This is a genomic window from Mycobacterium sp. IS-1742, assembly GCF_001500125.1.
Classification (GTDB): Bacteria; Actinomycetota; Actinomycetes; order Mycobacteriales; family Mycobacteriaceae; genus Mycobacterium.
Genome location: NZ_LQIV01000043.1, coordinates 67,512 through 89,738 on the forward strand (window position 1 = coordinate 67,512; position 22,227 = coordinate 89,738).

The 22,227-nt window shown below is 69.3% G+C and carries 27 protein-coding genes; 22 read left to right on the forward strand and 5 right to left on the reverse strand.

From position 1 onward, the window contains the following. Nucleotides 1-9 precede the first annotated feature (9 nt). Genes AU196_RS22170 through AU196_RS22185 form a run of 4 tightly spaced genes read left to right on the forward strand, consistent with a single transcriptional unit; the run spans nucleotide 10 to nucleotide 3,193 of the window. Nucleotides 10-738 (forward strand): amino acid ABC transporter ATP-binding protein, encoded by a 729-nt coding sequence (locus tag AU196_RS22170; protein ID WP_059097383.1) that lies wholly within the window; start codon nucleotides 10-12, stop codon nucleotides 736-738. A gap of 24 nt (nucleotides 739-762) precedes the next feature. Next, complete coding sequence (locus AU196_RS22175) at nucleotides 763-1,593, forward strand: glutamate ABC transporter substrate-binding protein (RefSeq protein ID WP_059097235.1); 831 nt, start codon at nucleotides 763-765, stop codon at nucleotides 1,591-1,593. 21 nt (nucleotides 1,594-1,614) lie between these two features. Then, a complete protein-coding gene (locus AU196_RS22180; RefSeq protein ID WP_059097236.1) occupies nucleotides 1,615-2,295 on the forward strand; it encodes an amino acid ABC transporter permease in 681 nt (226 codons plus the stop codon). Between the two features lie 19 nt (nucleotides 2,296-2,314). Next, nucleotides 2,315-3,193: an amino acid ABC transporter permease gene (locus tag AU196_RS22185; protein WP_059097237.1), complete on the forward strand. Its 879-nt coding sequence runs from the start codon at nucleotides 2,315-2,317 to the stop codon at nucleotides 3,191-3,193. Between the two features lie 16 nt (nucleotides 3,194-3,209). Here AU196_RS22185 and recX read toward each other — a convergent pair whose 3' ends face one another. Next, complete coding sequence (gene recX / locus AU196_RS22190; RefSeq protein WP_059097238.1) at nucleotides 3,210-3,755, reverse strand: recombination regulator RecX; 546 nt, start codon at nucleotides 3,753-3,755, stop codon at nucleotides 3,210-3,212. After that, the gene (gene recA / locus AU196_RS22195) at nucleotides 3,724-4,767 is read right to left on the reverse strand and encodes a recombinase RecA (protein ID WP_059097384.1); all 1,044 of its coding nucleotides are present in this window, start codon (nucleotides 4,765-4,767) and stop codon (nucleotides 3,724-3,726) included. Before recA ends, recX begins: the two co-directional genes overlap by 32 nt. A gap of 275 nt (nucleotides 4,768-5,042) precedes the next feature. Here recA and AU196_RS22200 point away from each other — a divergent pair, with 275 nt between their 5' ends. The 17 genes from AU196_RS22200 to AU196_RS22275 all read left to right on the forward strand — a co-directional run bounded on the left by AU196_RS22200 (nucleotide 5,043) and on the right by AU196_RS22275 (nucleotide 19,489). Further along, nucleotides 5,043-5,372 carry a hydrogenase maturation nickel metallochaperone HypA/HybF gene (locus tag AU196_RS22200; protein ID WP_059097385.1) on the forward strand — a complete coding sequence of 110 codons (330 nt, stop codon included), beginning with the start codon at nucleotides 5,043-5,045 and terminating at the stop codon, nucleotides 5,370-5,372. A gap of 2 nt (nucleotides 5,373-5,374) precedes the next feature. Beyond that, nucleotides 5,375-6,145, forward strand: a complete 771-nt coding sequence (gene hypB / locus AU196_RS22205) for a hydrogenase nickel incorporation protein HypB (RefSeq protein WP_059097239.1) — start codon at nucleotides 5,375-5,377, stop codon at nucleotides 6,143-6,145. Nucleotides 6,146-6,264: 119 nt separating this feature from the next. Continuing rightward, on the forward strand, nucleotides 6,265-7,320 hold the full coding sequence (locus tag AU196_RS22210) for an NADH-quinone oxidoreductase subunit B family protein (protein ID WP_059097386.1): 1,056 nt from the start codon (nucleotides 6,265-6,267) through the stop codon (nucleotides 7,318-7,320). Between the two features lie 82 nt (nucleotides 7,321-7,402). Continuing rightward, nucleotides 7,403-9,199 carry a nickel-dependent hydrogenase large subunit gene (locus tag AU196_RS22215; RefSeq protein WP_059097240.1) on the forward strand — a complete coding sequence of 599 codons (1,797 nt, stop codon included), beginning with the start codon at nucleotides 7,403-7,405 and terminating at the stop codon, nucleotides 9,197-9,199. Nucleotides 9,200-9,202: 3 nt separating this feature from the next. Then, nucleotides 9,203-10,081, forward strand: a complete 879-nt coding sequence (locus AU196_RS22220) for a NifU family protein (protein ID WP_059097241.1) — start codon at nucleotides 9,203-9,205, stop codon at nucleotides 10,079-10,081. Further along, the gene (locus AU196_RS22225; protein WP_059097242.1) at nucleotides 10,081-10,722 is read left to right on the forward strand and encodes a DUF5947 family protein; all 642 of its coding nucleotides are present in this window, start codon (nucleotides 10,081-10,083) and stop codon (nucleotides 10,720-10,722) included. The genes AU196_RS22220 and AU196_RS22225 overlap by 1 nt, the downstream gene beginning before the upstream one ends. Then, nucleotides 10,719-11,363, forward strand: a complete 645-nt coding sequence (locus AU196_RS22230; RefSeq protein WP_059097243.1) for a DUF6084 family protein — start codon at nucleotides 10,719-10,721, stop codon at nucleotides 11,361-11,363. The genes AU196_RS22225 and AU196_RS22230 overlap by 4 nt, the downstream gene beginning before the upstream one ends. Then, nucleotides 11,360-12,694, forward strand: a complete 1,335-nt coding sequence (locus AU196_RS22235) for a hypothetical protein (RefSeq protein ID WP_059097244.1) — start codon at nucleotides 11,360-11,362, stop codon at nucleotides 12,692-12,694. The genes AU196_RS22230 and AU196_RS22235 overlap by 4 nt, the downstream gene beginning before the upstream one ends. Beyond that, entirely contained in the window at nucleotides 12,685-12,804 is a 120-nt protein-coding gene (locus tag AU196_RS26445; RefSeq protein ID WP_502687282.1) for a DUF6893 family small protein, read from the forward strand. Before AU196_RS22235 ends, AU196_RS26445 begins: the two co-directional genes overlap by 10 nt. 10 nt (nucleotides 12,805-12,814) lie before the next feature. Continuing rightward, nucleotides 12,815-13,297, forward strand: a complete 483-nt coding sequence (locus AU196_RS22240; protein ID WP_082695837.1) for a hydrogenase maturation protease — start codon at nucleotides 12,815-12,817, stop codon at nucleotides 13,295-13,297. A 4-nt stretch (nucleotides 13,298-13,301) separates the two neighbouring features. Further along, on the forward strand, nucleotides 13,302-13,562 hold the full coding sequence (locus tag AU196_RS22245; protein ID WP_059097246.1) for a HypC/HybG/HupF family hydrogenase formation chaperone: 261 nt from the start codon (nucleotides 13,302-13,304) through the stop codon (nucleotides 13,560-13,562). Then, on the forward strand, nucleotides 13,559-15,832 hold the full coding sequence (gene hypF / locus AU196_RS22250) for a carbamoyltransferase HypF (protein ID WP_502687283.1): 2,274 nt from the start codon (nucleotides 13,559-13,561) through the stop codon (nucleotides 15,830-15,832). The genes AU196_RS22245 and hypF overlap by 4 nt, the downstream gene beginning before the upstream one ends. A 26-nt stretch (nucleotides 15,833-15,858) precedes the next feature. Beyond that, nucleotides 15,859-16,167, forward strand: coding sequence for a HypC/HybG/HupF family hydrogenase formation chaperone (locus AU196_RS22255; RefSeq protein WP_059097388.1), 309 nt, complete (start codon nucleotides 15,859-15,861; stop codon nucleotides 16,165-16,167). Continuing rightward, complete coding sequence (gene hypD / locus AU196_RS22260) at nucleotides 16,164-17,264, forward strand: hydrogenase formation protein HypD (protein ID WP_059097247.1); 1,101 nt, start codon at nucleotides 16,164-16,166, stop codon at nucleotides 17,262-17,264. Before AU196_RS22255 ends, hypD begins: the two co-directional genes overlap by 4 nt. Next, entirely contained in the window at nucleotides 17,257-18,369 is a 1,113-nt protein-coding gene (hypE, locus tag AU196_RS22265) for a hydrogenase expression/formation protein HypE (RefSeq protein WP_059097248.1), read from the forward strand. The genes hypD and hypE overlap by 8 nt, the downstream gene beginning before the upstream one ends. Nucleotide 18,370: 1 nt before the next feature. After that, complete coding sequence (locus AU196_RS22270) at nucleotides 18,371-19,117, forward strand: DUF6390 family protein (RefSeq protein WP_059097249.1); 747 nt, start codon at nucleotides 18,371-18,373, stop codon at nucleotides 19,115-19,117. A 39-nt stretch (nucleotides 19,118-19,156) separates the two neighbouring features. Then, nucleotides 19,157-19,489: a hypothetical protein gene (locus AU196_RS22275; protein WP_059097389.1), complete on the forward strand. Its 333-nt coding sequence runs from the start codon at nucleotides 19,157-19,159 to the stop codon at nucleotides 19,487-19,489. Nucleotides 19,490-19,496: 7 nt separating this feature from the next. Here AU196_RS22275 and AU196_RS22280 read toward each other — a convergent pair whose 3' ends face one another. Both AU196_RS22280 and AU196_RS22285 read right to left on the reverse strand, forming a co-directional pair. Next, complete coding sequence (locus AU196_RS22280) at nucleotides 19,497-19,691, reverse strand: DUF3046 domain-containing protein (RefSeq protein ID WP_059097250.1); 195 nt, start codon at nucleotides 19,689-19,691, stop codon at nucleotides 19,497-19,499. A gap of 9 nt (nucleotides 19,692-19,700) precedes the next feature. Next, nucleotides 19,701-20,864, reverse strand: coding sequence for a glycosyltransferase (locus AU196_RS22285; RefSeq protein WP_059097251.1), 1,164 nt, complete (start codon nucleotides 20,862-20,864; stop codon nucleotides 19,701-19,703). A 65-nt stretch (nucleotides 20,865-20,929) separates the two neighbouring features. On the opposite strand from AU196_RS22285, the gene AU196_RS22290 reads away from it, so the two are divergent. Next, entirely contained in the window at nucleotides 20,930-21,379 is a 450-nt protein-coding gene (locus AU196_RS22290) for a limonene-1,2-epoxide hydrolase family protein (protein WP_059097252.1), read from the forward strand. Nucleotides 21,380-21,382: 3 nt separating this feature from the next. On the opposite strand, the gene pspM is transcribed toward AU196_RS22290, so the two are convergent. Then, nucleotides 21,383-22,219: a phage shock envelope stress response protein PspM gene (pspM, locus tag AU196_RS22295; RefSeq protein WP_059097253.1), complete on the reverse strand. Its 837-nt coding sequence runs from the start codon at nucleotides 22,217-22,219 to the stop codon at nucleotides 21,383-21,385. Nucleotides 22,220-22,227 lie beyond the last annotated feature (8 nt).

Below are 22,227 nucleotides of genomic sequence, written 5' to 3' on the forward strand. Positions count from 1 at the left end.
GCGGTGCCGATGATCTCGATGCAAGGGGTCAACAAGCACTTCGGCGATCTGCACGTCCTCAAGGACATCAACCTCACCGTCGGGCGGGGCCAGGTCGTGGTCGTGCTCGGTCCCTCGGGGTCCGGCAAATCCACGCTGTGCCGCACGATCAACCGGCTCGAGACCATCGACTCCGGCACGATCGCGATCGACGGGCACGTGCTGCCCGAGGAGGGGCGCAAACTCGCGCAGCTGCGATCCGACGTCGGCATGGTGTTCCAGTCCTTCAACCTGTTCGCGCACAAGACGATCGTCGACAACGTCACGCTGGCGCCGATGAAGGTGCGCGGACTCGGCAAGGACGCGGCACGCGAGGCCGCGATGGCGCTGCTCGAGCGGGTCGGGGTCGCCAACCAGGCCGACAAGTACCCCGCACAGTTGTCCGGCGGCCAGCAGCAACGTGTCGCGATCGCCCGCTCGCTCGCGATGAACCCGAAGGTGATGCTCTTCGACGAGCCGACCAGCGCGCTGGACCCCGAGATGATCAACGAGGTGCTGGCCGTGATGGCGTCGCTGGCGAGCGAGGGCATGACCATGCTGGTGGTGACCCATGAGATGGGTTTCGCGCGCCGCGCCTCCGACCGCGTCGTGTTCATGTCCGACGGGGCGATCGTCGAGGACGCTGAACCGGCCCAGTTCTTCGACAACCCGCAGACCGACCGCGCCAAGGACTTCCTCGGCAAGATCCTCCACCACTAACGCTCGGCGAAAGGAAAATCACCCATGCCGTCCTTCTCGATGATGTCTCGCAGGCGCGTCACGGCCGCCCTCGCGCTGGCCGTCGCCGTGCCGTTCGCGGCCACCGCCTGTGGAGGTGGGGGCGGCGGTGACGAGAACACCATCGTCATCGGCACGAAGTTCGACCAGCCGGGGCTGGGCCTGCGCAACCCCGACGGGTCGATGAGCGGGTTCGACGTCGACGTCGCCACCTACGTGGCGGGCGAACTGGGCTACACCCCCGAGCAGATCGAGTGGAAGGAATCGCCGTCCGGACAGCGTGAGACGTTGATCCAGAACGGCCAGGTCGACTACATCGTCGCCACGTACTCGATCACCGACTCCCGCAAGGAGAAGGTGGACTTCGCCGGGCCGTACCTGGTCACCGGTCAGAGCCTGCTGGTGCGTGAGGACAACACCGACATCACCGGCGCCGCGTCGCTGCAGAACAACAAGCGACTGTGCTCGGTGTCGGGTTCGACTCCCGCGCAGAAGATCAAGGACGAGTACCCGGGTGTGCAGCTGCAGCAGTACGACACCTACTCGGCGTGCATCGAGGCGCTGAAGAACGGCGCCATCGACGCGGTCACCACCGACGAGGTGATCCTGGCCGGGTACGCCGCCCAGACCCCGGGTGCGTTCAAGATCGTGGGCGACACCTTCTCCGAGGAGCGCTACGGCATCGGGCTGAAGAAGGACGACACCGAGATGCGTACCAAGATCAACGACGCGATCGAGAAGATGGAGTCCAGCGGCGCCTGGAAGGAAGCCTTCGACAAGAACCTCGGCCCGGCGGGCATCACGGCACCCGCCCCGCCGCAGGTCGACCGCTACTGAGCCGGGGGTCTGGCTCCGGCCGTGGAGATATTCACCGAGTACCGCGCAGAGATCTTCGAGGCGTTCTGGACGACGGTCCAGCTGACGGTCTACTCCGCGGTCGGAGCGCTCGTCCTGGGCACGGTGCTGGCCGCGATGCGGCTGTCGCCGGTGCCCATGCTGGCCTGGCTCGGCACCGCCTACGTCAACGTCGTCCGCAACACGCCGTTGACGCTGATCATCCTGTTCTGTTCGTTCGGGGTGTCCCAGACCCTCGGCATCACGCTGGTCGACCCGCAGTCGAGCACGTCGATCGAGGACAGCAACTTCCGGTTGGCGGTGCTCGGGTTGACCGTCTACACCGCGTCGTTCGTGTGCGAGACGGTGCGCTCCGGGGTCAACACGGTGCCGCTCGGCCAGGCCGAGGCGGCGCGCTCACTCGGCCTGACCTTCGGGCAGAACCTGCGGATGATCCTGCTGCCACAGGCTTTTCGAGCGGTGATCATTCCGCTGGGCTCGGTGCTGATCGCCTTGACGAAGAACACCACGATCGCCTCGGCGATCGGCGTGGCCGAGGCGGCCCTGCTGATGAAGGAGATGATCGAGAACACCGCGGCGCTGCTCGTGGTCGGGTCGATCTTCGCCCTGGGGTTCCTCATCCTGACGTTGCCGCTGGGCCTGCTGTTCGGTTGGCTCGGCAAGCGTTTGGCGGTGGCCCGGTGATGAGCACGGTGGTGATCCGATGAGCGGGACCGTCCTGTTCGACGCGCCGGGACCGCGCGCCCGGCGACGCAACATCGTCGTCACCGTCATCACGTTGGCGATCACCGCGCTGATCGTCTGGGTCGTGTACTCGCGACTGGAGTCGAAAGGACAGCTCACCGCCGCCAAGTGGGAGCCGTTCCTCACGTCGGACCTGTGGACCACCTACGTGCTGCCCGGCGTGCAGGGCACGTTGACGGCGGCCGCGTTGTCGATCGTGCTGGCGCTGATCCTGGGGTTCGGGCTCGGTGTGGGCCGACTGTCGGTGATCACCCCGATCCGCTGGGTCTGCGCGGTGATCGTGGAGTTCTTCCGTGCCGTCCCGGTGCTGATCATGATGATCTTCGCGTACTTCCTGTACGCGTTCTACGACGTCTTCCCCTCCAAACACCTCGCGCTGGCCGGCGTCATCACCGGCCTGACGCTCTACAACGGTGCGGTCATCGCCGAGATCGTCCGGGCCGGGGTGCACGCGCTGCCACGAGGACAGGCCGAGGCGGCCTCGGCGCTGGGCCTGCGCTGGGGACAGACCATGCGCTCGATCCTGCTGCCGCAGGCCATCACGTCGATGTTGCCGGTGCTGGTCTCCCAGCTCGTGGTGGTGCTCAAGGACACCGCGATCGGCTACCAGATCACGTTCGTCGAGATGGTGCGCCAGGGCACCGTCGTCGGATCGTCCTACGGCAACTACATCCCCGCCCTCATCGTCATCGCCGTGCTGATGATCAGCGTGAACTTCGCGTTGTCCGCCCTGGCGACCAGGCTGGAACGCCGGATGCGGCGATCCCGGCGCGGACCGGCGCCGCTGGACACCGAGGCCGTCGAACAGGAGGGCGCGCCGGGCGCGAAAGCGGTGTGACCAGCCCGATCGGCCGCTACACCCGCCGGCGCTCCCGCTCACTGGCGAGCTCGACGGTGACCACGTCGAGCGCCATCGACTGGCTGTAGCCGCGGCGGGCCAGCATGCCGGCCAGCCGCCGCTTCACCTTCAGGTCCGAACCCGGTTCGTCGTCGAGTTTCTCGCGGCGCAGCCGGTCGCGGACGAGTCGCTCGGCCCGGTCGCGTTCGGCACCGGCGTCGATGTCGGCGAGCGAGGAGTTGATCACCTCGTCGTCGACGCCCTTGCGGCGCAGTTCGGAGGCCAACGCGCGCTTGCCTTTTCCGGCGTGGAGGTGGCGGGAGCGCACCCACTGCTCGGCGAAGTCCTCGTCGTCGACGAGCCCGACATCGGCCAACCGGTCGAGCACCCGCGCCGCGACCGGTTCGTCATACCCGCGCTGACTCAGCTTGCCGGCCAACTCCGCTCTGGTGCGGGCCCGCGCGGTGAGCAGGCGCAGACAGTACGCGTGCGCCTGCTCCTCGCGGTTCGGCTCCTCGTCGGGATCGGACTCAGAAGTCGACGGGCGCGGGAAGGACGTCATCAGCGGTCACCACGGCACCGATGTTGAGCTTCTCTTTGATCTTCTTCTCGATCTCGTTGGCCACATCGGCGTTCTCCAGCAGGAACTTACGGGCGTTCTCCTTACCCTGGCCCAACTGCTCACCCTCATAGGTGAACCAGGACCCGGACTTGCGGATGAAGCCGTGTTCCACGCCCATGTCGATGAGCGAGCCCTCCTTGCTGATGCCCTTGCCGTAGAGGATGTCGAACTCGGCCTGCTTGAACGGCGGCGACACCTTGTTCTTGACGATCTTGACCCGGGTGCGGTTGCCCACCGCGTCGGTGCCGTCCTTGAGCGTCTCGATACGGCGGACATCCATGCGGACCGAGGCGTAGAACTTCAGCGCCTTGCCACCCGTGGTCGTCTCGGGCGAGCCGAACATCACGCCGATCTTCTCGCGGAGCTGGTTGATGAAGATCGCGGTGGTGCCCGAATTGCTCAGCGCACCGGTGATCTTGCGCAGCGCCTGGCTCATCAACCGGGCCTGCAGACCGACGTGGCTGTCGCCCATCTCACCCTCGATCTCGGCGCGCGGCACCAGTGCGGCGACCGAGTCGATGACCAGGATGTCCAGCGCACCCGAGCGGATCAGCATGTCGGCGATCTCGAGGGCCTGCTCACCGGTGTCGGGCTGGGAAACCAGCAGCGAGTCGGTGTCCACCCCGAGTTTCTTGGCGTAGTCGGGATCCAGCGCGTGCTCGGCGTCGATGAACGCCGCGATGCCGCCGGCGGCCTGGGCGTTGGCCACCGCGTGCAACGCGACAGTGGTCTTACCCGAGGACTCCGGACCGTAGATCTCGATGACGCGCCCGCGCGGCAGGCCGCCGATGCCCAGCGCCACGTCCAGGGCGATGGAGCCGGTCGGGATGACCGAGATCGGCGCGCGGACCTCGTCGCCGAGCCGCATCACCGAGCCTTTACCGTGACTCTTCTCGATCTGCGCGAGCGCCAGCTCGAGGGCCTTCTCGCGATCGGGTGCCTGCGGTGCCATGTCTGTCTCCATCCTCGTGATGTTCGGTGACCGGTGTCGATCAGTTGGCCGTGACGCTAGAGGGACCCACCGACAAGTCGGCGGAAGCAGTCGTCTAGCCGTCGAACACCACCCACCATAGACGAACACCTGTTCGACTCAAGTTGACACGCCGATGGGCGGCCGGACCGATCGGCGATTCCGTCCGCTCGGCCCGGCACCGGCCTATCGTGAGGACACCGGCTGCCTACAGGACGGCACGGCGACGTACGAACGCGATGCACGGGATCCGAGCGATGCACGAGATGGCGATCACCCAGAGCATTGTCGACGCGGTCTGCGATCACGCCGCAGGCCGGCGCGTGCACAGTGTGCGCCTCGAGGTCGGAGCGCTGTGCGCGGTGGTGCCCGCCGCGATGCAGTTCTGCTTCGAGTTGGCCACCGAGGGCACCGCCGGCGGCGGCGCCCGTCTCGACCTGGACGTGCGGCCCGGGCTGGCGCGGTGCCGGACCTGCGATGCCGACTTCGAACTGACCGATCTGATCCTGTTGTGCCCGTGCGGAAGCGCCGACGTCGACGTGCGCGCCGGGCGCGAACTGCGGATCCTCTCGATGGAAGTGAGCTGACCATGTGCGCGACCTGCGGCTGCGGCGACGACCACACCCACGACCACACCCACACCCACGACCACGCCCACGACCACCCCCTTACGCACGAGCATCCGCACACCGAGACCGTGACCCTGGAGCAGAAGGTGCTCGCCCGCAACGACGACCTCGCCGCGCAGAATCGCCGCTGGTTCGCCGAACGCGACATCCTCGCGCTCAACCTCACCAGCTCGCCGGGGGCGGGCAAGACCACCCTGCTCGAACGGACCATCCGCGAGCTCGGCGCGCACCGGCCCATCGCCGTGATCGAGGGCGATCAGGAGACGGCACTCGACGCCGAACGCATCCGCGCGGCGGGCGCCCGGGCCGTGCAGGTCAACACCGGCGCCGGTTGCCACCTCGACGCGATGATGGTGCGGCGAGCGCTCGAGGAACTCGACCCCGCACCCGGCACACTGCTGTTCATCGAGAACGTCGGCAACCTCGTCTGCCCCGCACTGTTCGACCTCGGCGAACACAGCAAGGTCGTGATCATCTCCGTGACCGAGGGCACCGACAAACCCTTGAAGTACCCCCACATGTTTGCCGCCGCCGGCCTGATCATCGTCAACAAGACCGACCTCCTGCCGTACGTGGACTTCGACCTCGAGGCGTGCGCCCGCCACGCCCGGTCGCTGAACCCGGGTGTCGGCGTCTTGCCGGTGTCCGCGACGACGGGCGACGGCGCAGAACAGTGGTACGCCTGGATCGACCTCTCGGCAAACCCGTCCCGGTACCGGGTCATGTCGTGACGACCGTTGACAGAACCGAACCGCCGGAGTAGACCCAGAACTTAGCGCCGCGCAAGTGGGCCGAGGGTCGACTCCGGCGGCGCAGGGGTCGCCAGCCCCGGCCCCGGAAAGCTGTGGCGATGCCTACTGAGGCAGCAGTCAAAGCGGAAGAGGCACTGATCCACGTTCTGTGGATCAATGCCGGATTGAGTTGCGACGGTGATTCTGTGGCGCTGACTGCCGCCACCCAGCCCAGTATCGAGGAGATCGCGCTCGGCGCCCTCCCGGGACTGCCCAAGATCGCCGTCCACTGGCCCCTGATCGACTTCGAATGCGGACCGAACGGGGGCGCCGACGACTTTCTCGAATGGTTCTTCAAAGCGGACAGAGGCGAATTGGAACCGTTCGTGTTGGTCGTCGAGGGATCGATCCCGAACGAGGCGATCAAGAGCGAGGGTTACTGGTGCGGGTTCGGCAACAACCCGGCGACCGGTCAACCGATGACCACCAGCGAGTGGCTCGACCGGTTGACCCCCAAGGCGACCGCGGTGGTTGCGGTCGGCACCTGCGCGACCTACGGCGGCATCCACGCGATGGCGGGTAATCCGACCGGAGCCATGGGTGTGCCCGACTATCTCGGTTGGGACTGGAAGAGCAAGGCAGGCATACCGATCGTCTGCGTACCGGGGTGTCCGATCCATCCGGACAATCTGGCGGAGACACTCACCTACCTGCTCTACATGGCGACCGACCAGGCGCCGATGATCCCGCTCGACGATGCACTGCGGCCGCAGTGGCTGTTCGGTCAGTCAGTACACGAGGGGTGTGACCGCGCGGGGTACTACGAGCAGGGTGACTTCGCCACGGAGTATGGGTCACCGAAATGCATTGTCAAGCTGGGTTGTTGGGGTCCCGTGGTGAAGTGCAACGTGCCCAAGCGCGGGTGGATCAACGGTATCGGGGGGTGTCCCAACGTGGGTGGCATCTGCATCGGGTGCACCATGCCCGGCTTCCCGGACAAGTTCATGCCGTTCATGGACGAGCCACCGGGCGGCAAGGTCTCGACCACCGCGTCCACCCTGTACGGGTCGGTCATCCGCAGCCTGCGCCACGTCACCGGTCGCACCGTCGACAAAGAGCCGAAGTGGCGCCACCCCGGCGCCGAACTCGAAACGGGCGCGACGCGCACCTGGTAGGTGCGCGCCGTCCGTGCCCGTGTCGCCGGCACCGGATGACGGTGCCCGGCGCGCGGGCCGCACAGCACGAGAGAAGAATTCGATGACCACGACTATCCCAGACCCCTCGCATGTCAAGCGGGAACCCGGCCAGCTGGTGGAGATGGCCTGGGACCCCATCACCCGCATCGTCGGCAGCCTCGGCATCTACACGAAGGTCGACTTCGACAACCGCGAAGTCGTGGAGTGCCACAGCACGTCGTCGATCTTCCGCGGCTACTCCATCTTCATGAAGGGCAAGGATCCCCGCGACGCCCACTTCATCACCAGCCGCATCTGCGGTATCTGCGGTGACAACCACGCGACCTGCTCGTGCTACACGCAGAACATGGCCTACGGCGTGCAGCCGCCGCACCTGGCGGAGTGGCTGGTCAACCTCGGCGAGGCCGCGGAATACATGTTCGACCACAACATCTTCCAGGAGAACCTCGTCGGCGTGGACTACTGCGAGAAGATGGTCGCCGAGACGAACCCGTCGGTGCTGGCGAAGGCCGAGAACACCGCGGCGCCGCACGCCGACATGCACGGTCACCGTACGGTCGCCGACATCATGCGCGCGCTCAACCCGTTCACCGGCGAGTTCTACCGGGAGGCACTGCAGGTCAGCCGGTGGACACGAGAGATGTTCTGCCTCATGGAGGGTCGTCACGTCCACCCGTCGACCCTGTACCCCGGGGGCATCGGCACCACGGCGACCGTCCAGCTGATGACCGACTACATGACCCGGCTGATGCGCTATGTGGAGTTCATGAAGAAGGTCGTGCCGATGCACGACGACCTGTTCGACTTCTTCTACGAGGCATTGCCCGGATACGACCAGGTGGGTCTGCGCCGCACGCTGCTCGGCTGCTGGGGGTCGTTCCAGGATCCCGAGCACTGCAACTTCAGCTACCAGGACATGGAGAACTGGGGGCGCAAGATGTTCGTCACCCCCGGTGTGGTGGTCGACGGCAAACTCGTCACCACATCGCTGGTGGACATCAACCTCGGTATCCGAATCCTGTTGGGACACAGTTACTACGACGACTGGACCGATCAGGAGATGTTCGTCAAGACCGATCCGCTGGGCAACCCGGTCGACCGGCGGCACCCGTGGAACCAGCACACGAACCCCAAACCGCAGAAGCGTGACTTCGACGAGAACTACAGCTGGGTCATGTCACCGCGCTGGTTCGACGGGACCGATCACCTCGCGCTCGACACCGGCGGCGGGCCGCTGGCCCGGTTGTGGTCGACGGCGCTGGCCAATCTCGTCGACATCGGATACGTGAAGTCGACCGGTCACAGTGTCCAGATCAATCTGCCGAAGACCGCGTTGAAGGGTCCCGTCGAACTGGAGTGGAAGATCCCGCAGTACGGCAGCAACACGCTGGAACGCAATCGGGCCCGCACGTACTTCCAGGCCTACGCGGCGGCGTGTGCACTGCACTTCGCGGAGAAGGCGCTGACCGAGATCCGCGCCGGCCGCACCAAGACGTGGGAGCGCTTCGAGGTGCCGGACGAAGGCATCGGTTGCGGGTTCACCGAGGCGGTGCGCGGGGTGCTCAGCCACCACATGGTCATTCGCGACGGCAAGATCGCGAACTACCACCCGTATCCGCCGACCCCGTGGAACGCCAACCCGCGCGACAGCTACGGCACGCCGGGCCCCTATGAGGACGCCGTCCAGGGGCAGCCGATCTTCGAGGAGAACGGGCGGGAGAAGTTCAAGGGCATCGACATCATGCGGACGGTGCGCAGCTTCGACCCGTGCCTGCCCTGCGGGGTGCACATGTACCTCGGCGGCGGGGAGTCGCTGGATCTGCTGCACTCCCCCACCCAGTCCGTCACCGGGGAATAGGGTATGAGCTCGCCGGGCGAGCGCGACGCGGACGCGGACACGCGTTGGCGCACAGCGGGTGAGCGGATCCAGACGCTGCTGGACGCCAGTTCGGCGGGCGGCGCCGCGGCGCGCGAACGCGCCGAACAACTGGTGGGCGAGGTCACCGACCTGTACGGGGCGGCGCTGGGCCGCATGCTGCGCCTCGCGGTGGACGCCGACTGCGGTCTGGCCGACGTCGTCGCGGCCGATCCGCTGGTCGCCAGCCTGCTGCTGGTACACGGCCTGCACCCGCACAGCGTCGAGCGGCGGATCACCGATGCGCTCGACACCGTGCGCCCCTACCTCGGCTCGCACGGCGGCGACGTCCACCTGATCGAGGTCGACGGCAACACCGCGCGGTTGCGCTTCACCGGGAGCTGCAAGAGCTGCCCGTCTTCGGCGGTGACCCTCGAGCTGGCCGTCGAGGACGCCGTCCGGGCCGCTGCACCCGAGATCGACACCATCGACGTCGTTGCGGGCGAACACGATTCGCCGGACACGGTGATCCCGGCCGAGTCGCTGTTCACCCGGGTGCACGGCCCGGCGTCCTGGCTACCGGTGCCAGGGCTGGCCGACCTCGCACCCGGAGAGGTCGGTGGGTTCGCCCTCGCGGGTGCGACGGTCCTGGTCTGCCGGCTCGGCGACACCCTCTACGCGTATCACGATCACTGCGGGCGGTGCGGCGCGTCGATGGCCGGCGCCGCCCTGCTCGGCACCGCGCTGCACTGCCCCCGGTGCGGAGCGGGGTTCGACGTGGTGCACGCCGGCGCGGGTCTCGGCGGCGCCGAACGCCTCGAACCCGTCCCCGTCCTGCGCCGCCAGGGCGTCTGGGCGGTCGCGATCGCCGAGAGCGTGGCCTGATGACGACCTCCGCGTACGACGTCCTGGCCCGTATCCGGGCCTCCCGCACCGCACCCCGGCCCGCGGGTGAACGCTGCGAGATGTGCGCGGAACCGATCGCCGACGAGCACCAGCACGTCGTCAACGTCGAGGGCCGCCAACTGATGTGCGTCTGCCGCGGCTGCTATCTGCTGTTCACCGACACCCAGGCGACGCTGCGCTACCGCGCGGTGCCCGACCGGTACCTCGTGCTCGAGGACTTCGCGCTCGACCGCGCCCGGTGGGAGGCGCTGCAGATCCCCGTGGGTCTCGCGTTCTTCTTCCGCAACTCGGCACTCGGACGGGTGGTCGCCCTCTATCCGGGGCCGGCCGGAGCCACCGAGTCCGAACTCGATCTGGACGCGTGGCAGAGCATCCGGGCGTCGGATCCGCGCGCAGACCTGCCCGCGGACGACACCGAGGCGCTGCTGGTGCGGATACCGGCGCGCGCCGACGCGCAGACGTCACCGCAGTGCTACCTGCTTCCGATCGACGCCTGCTACGAGCTCGTGGGCCGACTCCGATTGCTGTGGCGTGGTTTCGACGGTGGCGCGGAGGTCGAGGAGTACCTGAGTGGCTTCTTCGACCGGATCGCCGAACGCGGCAGGGTGGTACCGCGATGACCGGCGACCTGACGTTCTCGGTGCAGAGCGTGACGCCCGAACGCTACGCCGTCACACCGGTGCTGACGGCACGCATCGAGATCACCACGACCGGTGACGACCCGGTGCACGCCATCGCCCTGCGCTGCCAGGTCCGCATCGACCCGCTCCGGCGCGGTTACACCGACGCCGAGGCCGAAGGCCTCGCCGACCTGTTCGGTCCGCGCGAGCGGTGGGGCACGACGCAACACACGTTCCTGTGGCAGCACAGCGCGACGATGGTGCCCGGATTCTCCGAGATCACCCATGTCGACCTGCCCCTGGAGTGCACCTACGACGTCGAGGTCGCCGCCGCCAAGTACCTGCACGCCCTGCGCGACGGTGTCGTACCGCTGCAGTTCCTGTTCAGCGGAACACTGTTCACCCGCGGCGCACGGGGTTTCGCCGTGACGCAGATCCCGTGGGACCGCGAGGACTCCTACCGGCTCCCGGTCACGGTGTGGCGCGATCTGATCGCGCTGCACTATCCGAACACCGGGTGGCTGCGGCTGTCGCACGACACGATCACCGCGCTCACCGCATACCGGTCCGCACACGGACTGCTGTCCTGCGACGACGCCGTGACCGCGCTGCTGTCACAGGCCAGGCAGGAGGTGCCGTGACCGTCGACTGGGACCGGGCGCGCGCCGTCGCCGACGCGGTGCTGTACGAGGGTTACCTCCTGTACCCCTACCGGGCGACCTCGCGAAAGAACCAGGCGCGCTGGCAGTTCGGGGTGCTGGGCCCGCCGGGAGCCGCCGCTGCCGGGATCGGCGAGGACGATCGACTCTCGGCCCAGTTGCTCGTCGAGCACACCGGTGCCGCCACGATCTCGATGGTGGTCCGCTTCCTGCAGCTGCAGCACCGACGCGCGGAGAGTTCGGCTCCCGGCGGCGCCTTCGTTCCGGTCGACGAACTGTGCACCACCGAGGGCTCCTGGGTGACCTGGGACGAGGCCGTCGCCCGTGAGGTCGCGGTCGACCCGATACCGCTGGCCGGCATCACGCTGACGCTGCCGATCAACGTCGGATCCGGCCGCGACATCGAACACCTCGAGAGGGGCCGCCTCGTGCGGACGCGCTGTGAACTGCACGCCGAGCTCACGGTCCACGCGCAGCCCGAGGGCGCCCTGACCGGGGTGACGGTCACCGTGCGGAACACGGGTGCGGCCGCCCGTGACAAGGATGGGGCGATCGCCCGATCGCTGATCGGCACACACCTGATCGCCGAAGTCCACGACGGCGACTTCGTCTCCCTGCTCGACCCGCCGGCCGAGGCCGCCGACGCGAGCGCCCGATGCCACCACCACCGCTGCTTCCCCGTCCTGGCAGGCCCGCCCGGTGACCGGCGTTTGGTGCTGGTCTCCCCGATCATCCTCTACGACCACCCGGAGATCGCCGAACAGAGCGAGGGCGACCTGTTCGACTCCACGGAGATCGACGAGATCCTGACCCTGCGCGTGATGACCATGACCGACGAGGAGAAGGCACAGGCGCGCGCGACCGACCCACGGGCGGCGGCGATCGTCGACCGCTGCGAGACCATGTCGGCCGAGGCGATGCTCAACCTGCACGGCGTGTTACGCGATCCGCGCGCCGCGCAGCCACCCGGCCTCGTTCCCGAGGTCCCCGACGGCGTCGACTGGTGGGATCCGCTCGCCGACGAGGCCGTCGCACCCGACCGCGATGCCGTGCTGGTCGGTGGCGTCCGGGTCAGCCGGGGCACTCGGGTGCGGCTGCACCCCACCCGGCGCGCCGACGCCCAGGACCTGTTCTACACCGGGCGGTCCGCACGGGTCACGTCCGTGCACGAGACCGTCGACGGCGACGCGCAGATCGGTGTCGTGCTCGACGACGACCCCGCCGCCGACCTGCACGACTGGTACGGCCGCTACCTGTACTTCGCACCCGACGAAGTGGAACCGATCAACGATGGGAGCCCGTCATGTACGTAGTCGGCTGGATCGCCGTCATCGTCGCGGCGATCGTCGCGCTGTTCGCGGCGACGCTGGGCCTGCGTTCCATACCGGACGCCAAGCGCTATCTGAAGATCCGCCGGATGTGACCGGGGTGACATCACGTCCGACATCCTGATCGCCGGCATCGGCAACATCTTCCTCGGGGACGACGGCTTCGGTCCGGAGGTGCTCCGCCGCGCCGCGCCGCTGATCACCGATCCCCGCGTCCGTGCGGTCGACTACGGCATCCGCGGTATGCACCTGGCTTACGACCTGCTCGAGCACTGGGAGTTGCTCGTGCTCGTCGACGCCCTGCCGAACCGCGGGGCCCCCGGGACCCTGCACGTCTTCGAGGCCGATCACGCCGGGCTGCGCACCGCAGCGGGTCTCGACGCCCACGCGATGGACCCTGCGGCGGTCTTCGCCGGCCTCACCGCACTCGGCGGCACTCCACCGCCCACGGTGGTGATCGGATGTGAAGTCGCCGACGTCGCCGAGGGGATCGGGCTGTCCACCCCCGTCGCGGCGGCGGTGCCCGAAGCGGTCCGGGCCGTCGGCGCAGTGGCGTCCGGGCGGCCGGCGCAGGCGGGACGGGGGTGACGCCGTGTGCCTCGGGATCCCCGGACAGGTCGTCGGGATGCTGGACGGCTACGGCGGCCAACTCGCGCTCGTCGACGTCGCGGGCGAACACCGCAGGGTGAACGTCGGCATGCTGCCGGAGGAGACGTTCGCCCCCGGTGACTGGGTGATCATCCACATGGGATTCGTCGTCGAGAAGACCGACCGCACCGGCGCCGACGCCGCCATGGCCGGGCTCGAACTGATGGGACGCGGAGCGCCACCGGATGCGGAGACCGCGCCGTGAACCGCCGAAGACTGCGACTGTGCGTGCGCGGCGTGGTGCAGGGGGTCGGTTTCCGGCCCTTCGTGTACACCACGGCGACGGCGCTCGGACTGACCGGATCGGTGCGCAACGACAGCGCGGGCGCGATCGTCGAGATCGAAGGGGCGCCCGACGCCGTGGCCTCCTTCCTCGAGCGGCTGCGCACCCGACCGCCACCGCTGGCCGTCGTCGAAACCATTGACGCCGAGGACATTTCACCGACGGGCGGCACCGGGTTCTTCATCGCCGACACCTCGCGCGGAGGTGGCCGCACCCTGGCGTCCCCTGATGTCGCGATGTGCGACCGGTGCGCCGCCGAGCAACGCGACCCCGGCGACCGTCGCCACCGGCACCCCTTCGTCAACTGCACCGACTGTGGACCCCGGTTCACCATCATCGCCTCACTGCCCTACGACCGTGCCGCCACCTCGATGGCCGGCTTCCCGATGTGCGCGGACTGCGCCCGCGAATACGCCGACCCGACCGACCGCCGGTTCCACGCGCAGCCCGTGTGCTGCCCGGAGTGCGGCCCGACATTGACCTTCCGCGACGCCGGCGGACACCAGACCCCGGGTGAGGACGGCCTGCGCCGGGCCCGGCGGCTCCTGCGCGACGGAGGCGTGGTCGCGGTCAAGGGCATCGGCGGGTACCACCTGGCCTGCGATGCGCGGAGCGACACCGCGGTGACCGAGCTGCGACGCCGGAAACGACGCGGCGACAAGCCCTTCGCGGTCATGGTGCCGGACCTGGCCACCGCGTGCCGGATCGCGACGCTCGACGACGCGGCGCAGCGGCTGTTGAGCGGACCGCAGCGGCCGATCGTGCTCGCGCCGCGCCGGACACCGACGCCGGTGTCGGCCGCGGTGGCGCCGGGAAATCCGGACCTGGGTGTGCTGCTGGCGTATTCGCCGCTGCACGCCCTGCTGTTCGGGCTGCCCGGCGACGAACCGGGCCCACAGGTCCTGGTGATGACGTCGGGCAACCTGTCCGGGGAACCGCTCTGCCACACCGACGGCGACGCGGTCGCGCGGCTTGCCGGACTCGCCGACGGCTGGCTGATGCACGACCGCGAGATCCTGGTCCCCTGCGACGATTCGGTGGTCCGGATGGTCGACGGCGCCGAACTGCCCATCCGCCGGTCCCGCGGTTACGCCCCGCTCCCGGTCGCGCTGCCTGTCGCGGTGGCCCCGACGCTGGCCTGCGGCGCCGACCTCAAGAACACCATGGCCGTCGCCGACGGCCGCTACGCGTGGCTCAGCCAGCACATCGGCGACATGGACGACGTCGCGACCCTGTCGGCGTTCGGCACCGCCGAACGGCATCTTCGCGCACTGACCGGCGTGGCGCCGCAGATCGTGGCCGCCGACGCCCATCCGCGGTACCGGTCGAGCCAGTGGGCCGGGAGGAACGCCGGCGACCGGCCGCTGCGGACGGTGCAGCACCACCACGCCCACATCGCCGCGGTGATGGCCGAGCACGGCCTCGACGGTTCGGCGCCCGTCCTCGGATTCGCCTTCGACGGAACCGGATACGGGCCCGACGGCGCGGTGTGGGGCGGTGAGGTGCTGCTCGCCGACTACAAGGGCTACCGCCGGATCGCGGCGCTGGGATACGTCCCGCTGGCCGGCGGCGACATCAGCGTGCTGCGGCCCTATCGGATGGCGCTCGCACACCTGTGGGCGGCCGGGACGCCGTGGGCCGAGGACCTGCCGCCGGTGCGGGCCTGTCCCACCGACGAGCGGCGCGTACTGCGCCACCAGCTCGAGACCGGCCTCAACTGCGTGCCCACGTCCAGCATGGGGCGGTTGTTCGACTGCGTCGCCGCGCTCGCGGGCGTCCGGCAGACCATTGACTACGAGGCGCAGGCGGCGATCGAACTCGAGGCGCTCGCGCGCACGGTCGACCACGATGCCGCGCCGTACGCGTTCACCGTCGCCGACGCGTCGTGTCCGGCGCTGATCGACGCCGGCGCGGTGATCGCGGCGATCGTCGCCGACCACCGGCGCGACACCCCGCCCGCGGTGATCGCCTGGCGGTTCCACCGGGCGGTGGCCGACCTCGTGGTGCGGCTCGCCGAGCGCGCCGACGGTCCCGTGGCGCTGTCCGGCGGAGTGTTCCAGAACCCGCTGCTGCTGCGAATGACGTTGCACGGACTGGCTGTCCATGGCATCGAGGCGCTGACCCACCGCCGGGTACCGCCGAACGACGGCGGCATCGCACTCGGTCAGCTGATGGTGGCCAACGCAGGGTGACGGCCGAAGTAGAGGAGGAGATGCGCATGTGTCTTGCGGTACCGGGAAAGATCGACAGTGTCACCGACCGCGACGGCACGCTGATGGCCGTCGTGGACTTCGGTGGTGTCAAGAAGGACGTGTGCCTGCAGTACATCCCGGATGCACAGGTCGGGCAGTACGTCGTGGTGCACGTCGGGTTCGCGATCCAGCGTCTCGACGAGGAATCGGCGATGCGCACGCTGCGGGAGTTCGAACACCTCGGTGTGCTCGCCGAGGAGTTCGGTGACGGCTTCGAACTCGCCGCGCGACAAGCCGGTCTGGCCAACCCGAATGGTGAGAGGGCACAGCAATGAAGTATCTCGACGAATTCAGTGACCCGCAGCTCGCGGGCAAGCTCATCGAGCAGATCAAGGCCGTCACGACGCGGCGCTGGTCGATCATGGAAGTCTGCGGGGGCCAGACGCATTCGATCATCCGGCACGGGATCGACCAGCTGCTCCCCGATCAGATCGAGATGATCCACGGACCGGGCTGCCCGGTGTGCGTCACCCCGCTGGAGATCATCGACAAGGCGCTCGAGATCGCGTCGCGTCCCGAGGTTATCTTCTGCTCCTTCGGCGACATGCTGCGCGTGCCCGGCAGTGACAGCGATCTCTTCCGGATCAAGAGCCGCGGCGGCGACGTGCGGGTGGTGTACTCGCCACTCGACGCGCTCGCGGTGGCCAAGGACAACCCGGACCGCCAGGTGGTGTTCTTCGGCATCGGCTTCGAGACCACCGCACCGGCGAACGCGATGACCGTCTACCAGGCCAAGAGACAGGGCATCCCGAATTTCTCGCTCCTGGTGTCGCACGTGCTCGTCCCGCCGGCGATCTCGGCGATCATGCAGTCCCCCACCTGCCGCGTCCAGGCGTTCCTCGCCGCCGGCCACGTCTGCTCGGTGATGGGCACCGACGAGTACCCGCCGCTGTGTGAGAAGTACCGGATCCCGATCGTCGTCACCGGTTTCGAACCGCTCGACATCCTCGAAGGCATCCGCCGCACGGTCGTGCAGCTCGAGGCGGGCCGCCACGAACTGGAGAACGCCTACCCGCGCGCGGTGCGCGCCGAGGGGAACCCGGCGGCCAAGGCGATGCTGACCGACGTCTTCGAGATCACCGACCGCAGCTGGCGCGGCATCGGGATGATCCCGCGCAGTGGCTGGCGGCTGTCCCCCGCCTACCGGGAGTTCGACGCGGAGCACCGCTTCGCGGTGACCGGCATCCACACCGACGAGTCCACGCTGTGCCGATCGGGGGAAGTGTTGCAGGGCCTGATCAAACCGCACGAGTGCGCCGCGTTCGGCACGGTGTGCACACCGCGTAATCCGTTGGGGGCCACGATGGTCTCGTCAGAGGGCGCCTGCGCGGCCTACTATCTCTACCGGCGCCTCGAGGTCAGCCATGCGTGACGAGCAGGGCGCCACCGTCGACCCGGCGGCGGCCATCGACACGCCGCCGGAGGCGGCCATCGACATGGAGAGCTGGGTGTGCCCGGCACCGCTGCGGGACGCGCCGAACATCGTCATGGGTCACGGCGGTGGGGGCGCGATGTCGGGTGAGCTGATCGAGCATCTGTTCCTGCCCGCGTTCGGCCCGGCCGCCGACGCGGCGATGGGCGACTCTGCCGTCGTCACCGTCGGCGGCACCCGGCTGGCGTTCTCCACTGATTCGTTCGTCGTCAAGCCGATCGTCTTCCCGGGCGGCACGATCGGCGACCTCGCGGTCAACGGCACGGTCAACGACCTCGCGATGGCCGGCGCGGCGCCGTTGGCGCTGTCGACGGCGTTCATCCTCGAGGAGGGCACCGCGCTCGACGATCTGGCCCGGGTCGCCCATGCGGTCGGCACCGCGGCGTTGGCCGCCGGGGTGAAACTGGTCACCGGCGACACCAAGGTCGTCGACTCCGGGCACGGCGACGGGATCTACGTCAACACCAGCGGAATCGGGTTGGTCGACCCGCGTGTGGACATCCGTCCGCAACGCGCCACCGAGGGCGACGTGGTCATCGTCAGCGGCGACATCGGTGTCCACGGGGTCGCGGTGATGAGCTGCCGCGAAGGTCTGGAGTTCGCGACCAGCGTCGCCAGCGACACCGCGCCACTGCACGGTCTGGTCGCGGCCATGATCGACACCGGCACCGACATCCATGCATTGCGCGATCCCACCCGCGGCGGAATGGCCGCCACGCTCAACGAGATCGCGAAGGCCGCGGGGGTGGGCATCGTGCTCGACGAACGAGCGATTCCGGTGCCGCCGCAGGTCCGCGACGCGTGCGGCCTGCTGGGCCTGGACCCGATGTACGTGGCCAACGAGGGCAAGCTGGTGGCCTTCGTCCCGGCCGGCGACGCCGACCGCGTGCTCGAGGCGATGCGGGCGCATCCGCTCGGCGCCCGCGCCGCCGTCATCGGCACCTGCGTCACCGACCACCCCGGGATGGTCGTCGCCCGCACCGCACTGGGCGGAACGCGCGTGGTGGACCTACCGATCGGCGAACAGCTTCCCCGGATCTGCTGACATGCCCCTCCGGACCCGCCGCGGCGGCCGCACCCTCTTCGCGCGGTACGCCTACCCGCCCAACGAACTCGGGTACTGCGGACCCGGGGACGCCGGACTGTCCGCGGGCGCCACCCTGGAGAACCGGGCGCGCGAATTCGACGGCGCCTGGCCTTATCTGGAGGTGCTGTCGGCCGTCGGCGGCGTCGAACCCCTCGACGACGAGGTGGTGCGGAGCTACTGGGTCGGCGGGGGCCTGCTCGGTTCGGTGGATCCGGACCTGCTGCTGGCCGCGCTGCGGCGCGCGTTCACCGGACAGGTGACCGGTCTGCTCGATGCGGTGCCCGCCGGGAAAGCGCTGGCCCACCACAGCTTTCACGTGTTCGTGGTCTATCCGTGGGCGCGCTTCCTCGACCGGGACCCGGCCACCCCGCTGCGGGTCATGCAGCAGTGCCGGATCCGTTCGGGCACGGTCGAATCCGTCGACGGTGATCACGCCGTGGTCAGCACGCACCCGCTGACTCTGCGAAGCGGCGTGCTGAGCCTCGGCCCGGCTGTCGTCGAGCGGCTGCGGTGGCGCAGGAACGGCACGTCGCTGACCGCGGCACCGCACCCGGGCGACCGGGTCGCCGCCCATTGGGACTGGGTGTGCGACACCCTGTCCGACGAGGACGTCGCCGCGCTCACCGCCGCCACCCGCGCCACGCTCGACCTCGTCAACGACCTACGCACCGCCGTGGACGCCCGAGCGCCCACACGCAGCAGATGATCGCGGCCGCGGTGCCGCGGCCGCTCGAGAGGAGTGGAGATGAGCACCTCGAACGAACATGTATCCGAAGAGTCACAGGAGCAGCGGGGCGCGCCGGGCTCACGTGACACCGGCTCGGACGTGCCGTCGGGCGGACCCGCGGACCGCCCGTCGGACACCTATCGCGGGGACGAGACGGTGCCGGCCTATGCCGAGGAGGGCGCCCCGGGGCAGACCGGAGGGGACAAGACCGAGGCGCCGCCGTCGGACGCCGAACCCGCCGTACCGCCCTACGAGGGTCGCCAGACGACCGCGAAACCGGACACCGGGCTCGATGACGGCGGAGACGCGCGCACCGGAGGCGCGGTCAAGCCGGTAACCGACGCGGACTGAGCCCGCCTCACCACTGATCGCGCGGGACGTCGAAGTCGGCGCACAGCGCCCGCCACACGTCGCGGGGTTCGACGCCGTCCTCGATGGCCTGCGCCGCGGTGCGCCCGCCGAGTCCGGTCAGCACGTGGTCGACGAGCAGCGACCGGCCACGGATGGTGCCGAACTGGCCGTCGACGAGTTCGCGGAATTCCGTCAGTCGCACGACACCAAATTACGCGAGCGCGCCGTGACACACGCGCACCGGATCGGCGACCTGGCCCGCGGTCGCCGCCGCTGCCCGGGCCGCCGCCCGGTGACCGGGATCCGCCAGCACCCCGCGAACGGCGGTCGCCAGCGCGTCCCCGCTCAGCGGCCGGACCAGCCGCGCACTGCCTTGACGCACAACCCGATTGGCGATCTCCCACTGGTCACCGCCACCCGGCACGACCACCATCGGCACCCCGGCCAGCAGCGTCTTGGCCACCATGCCGTGCCCGCCCCCGCAGATCACCACGTCGGCGTGGGTGAGCAGTTCGTCCTGACGACCCAGCCCGACGACCGCCCATGGTGGCACGGCACCGTCGGGACCCGACAGGCGCGAGACCACGACCCGGGCACCGGCCGGCAGGACCTCGCCCGGCGTCAGCGCCTCCAACGCGACCTCGGCGACGCCCCGCTCCCCCGTACTCGCCGTCGACGGCGCGACCAGCACCACCGGACCGTCGCCGGGCGGCACGGCCAGCACCTGGGAGGTCGGCTCGAAATGCAACGGACCCACCAGCACCGCCTCCGCGGGCCAATCCGGGCGGGGCACCTCGAGCGCGGGCAGCGTCGCGATCAGCCGCCGCACCGGGCCGGCGTCGTCGGCGGGCAGGCCGATACCGGCCCGCGCCTCGGCGCGCTGCCGCAACCCCTCCCGCCACGACCGCGCGGTCAGCGCCCGCATCACGGTGTCGCGCAACCGGCCGCGCACCCCCACCCCGGGTGCGAGTCCGCTGCCCAGCGGAGGCAGTCCCTTCGACGGCCGGTAGAGGGGGTGCGGGTTGAGTTCGACCCACGGCAGGCCGAGCAGTTCCGCGGCCAGGCCCCCACAGGCGGTGATCACGTCGGAGACCACGAGGTCCGGCGCGAGCGCCTCGATCACCGGGGCGTTGAGCACCGCCATCCGCGCGGCCCGCCGGTGGATCTTGGCGCCGGCGTCGGAATCGTCGTCGACCGTGGTCGGATCGAGCCCGAGCAGTTCCTCGGCCGCCAGTCCGGCCGCCCGCGCGGTGTCGAGCCACTCGACCCCGGTGAGCAGCGTCGGCTCGTCACCGGCATCTGCGAACCTGCGACACAGCGCGATCGCGGGAAACGCGTGACCAGGGTCGGGACCGGCGACGACGGCGACACGCACCCGCCCACCCTGCCACAGCGGCGATCCGGTGGGCGGAGGCAGTCGAGGGACTACCCTTGACCAGCATGACGGACTCGAGCAACGGCTCCACCTCTGCTCTGCAGAGCACGACCACTGCGCGCACGGTCGAGAACTTCCTGTACGCCCTGCAGGACGACGATTTCGACACCGCGGACTCGATGATGGCCGACCACATCGCCTGGCAGAACGTCGGCTTCCCCACCATCCGCGGTCGCCGGCGCATCAGCAAGCTGTTCCGCAGCGGGCAGGGACGCATGCAGTTCGGCGTGAAGATCCACCGCATCGCCGCCGAAGGTGACACCGTGCTCACCGAACGCACCGACGTCCTGGTGTTCGGGCCGGTGCGGGCGCAGTTCTGGGTCTGCGGCGTCTTCGAGGTGCACGCCGGTCAGATCACCCTGTGGCGGGACTACTTCGACAAGCTGGGGTTCCTGGGGGCGGTGCTTCGCGGTGTGCTGGCCGTGCCGTTCCCGGCGCTGCGCACCACCCTCTAGGGGTCAGGCTGACCTGAATCGATGCGGCGTGGCCGCTCCCAGCTCGTCGAACGCCTGCGCCCAGCCCTGCAGCCGGTCGGTGGCGTTGACCAGTTCGTCGCGGTAGCGCCTGCCGTGCATCGGCGAACTCGACATCGGGCCGTTGTTCGCCGCCGAGACGAGTTGCGCTGCGGCGTCGACCATCTCGTGGTACTGGCGCACACCCTGATCCATCTGGGCGGCGAACGCCCACACCGTCGACTGCAGGTGGGCGCGCGACTGCGGCGTCGATGCCATGGCGCGTTCCATCGACACCACCTCGGCCGCGGTGGCGGCCATGGTCGCCGCACTCTGGCGAGCCGCCGTCGTCAACTCCCGCAGCTCGTCCTGGGGCAGCATCCGACCCCGCTCCATCACCCCGAGCAGCGAGAACAAGCCCCGCTCGGCGGACGTCAGCGCCGCCATCGGCGCCCGGGCGGCCGAGTTGTACGGGGGTAGCCGACGCGACCCGCGCACCCGCGCGGGCGGCAGCGGTTCGGCACGCAGCCAGCGGTACCGCAGCAGCAGCAGGGTGGCGGGGAACATGGCGCCGGCCGCGATCGCCCCGGTGATGATGAAGACCCAGAACGGCGTGCTCCAGGCGGCCAGCACGGCGGTGACCAGGATCCAGAACACGCTGGTGACCGCGAAGAACACCCCGAACCGCAGCGCCCAGCGCCGCTTACGGAGCAGCTTGGCGCGCGGGTCGGCGGCGGCGTGCAGTCTGTCGGCCACCACATCGGACAGTTCGGCAGCGGTGTCCACCCCGCGCTGCAGCATCGAGCGCCACGCCGTCGGGGCCTGTCTGGTCTGCGTCTTCACTGCCTCAC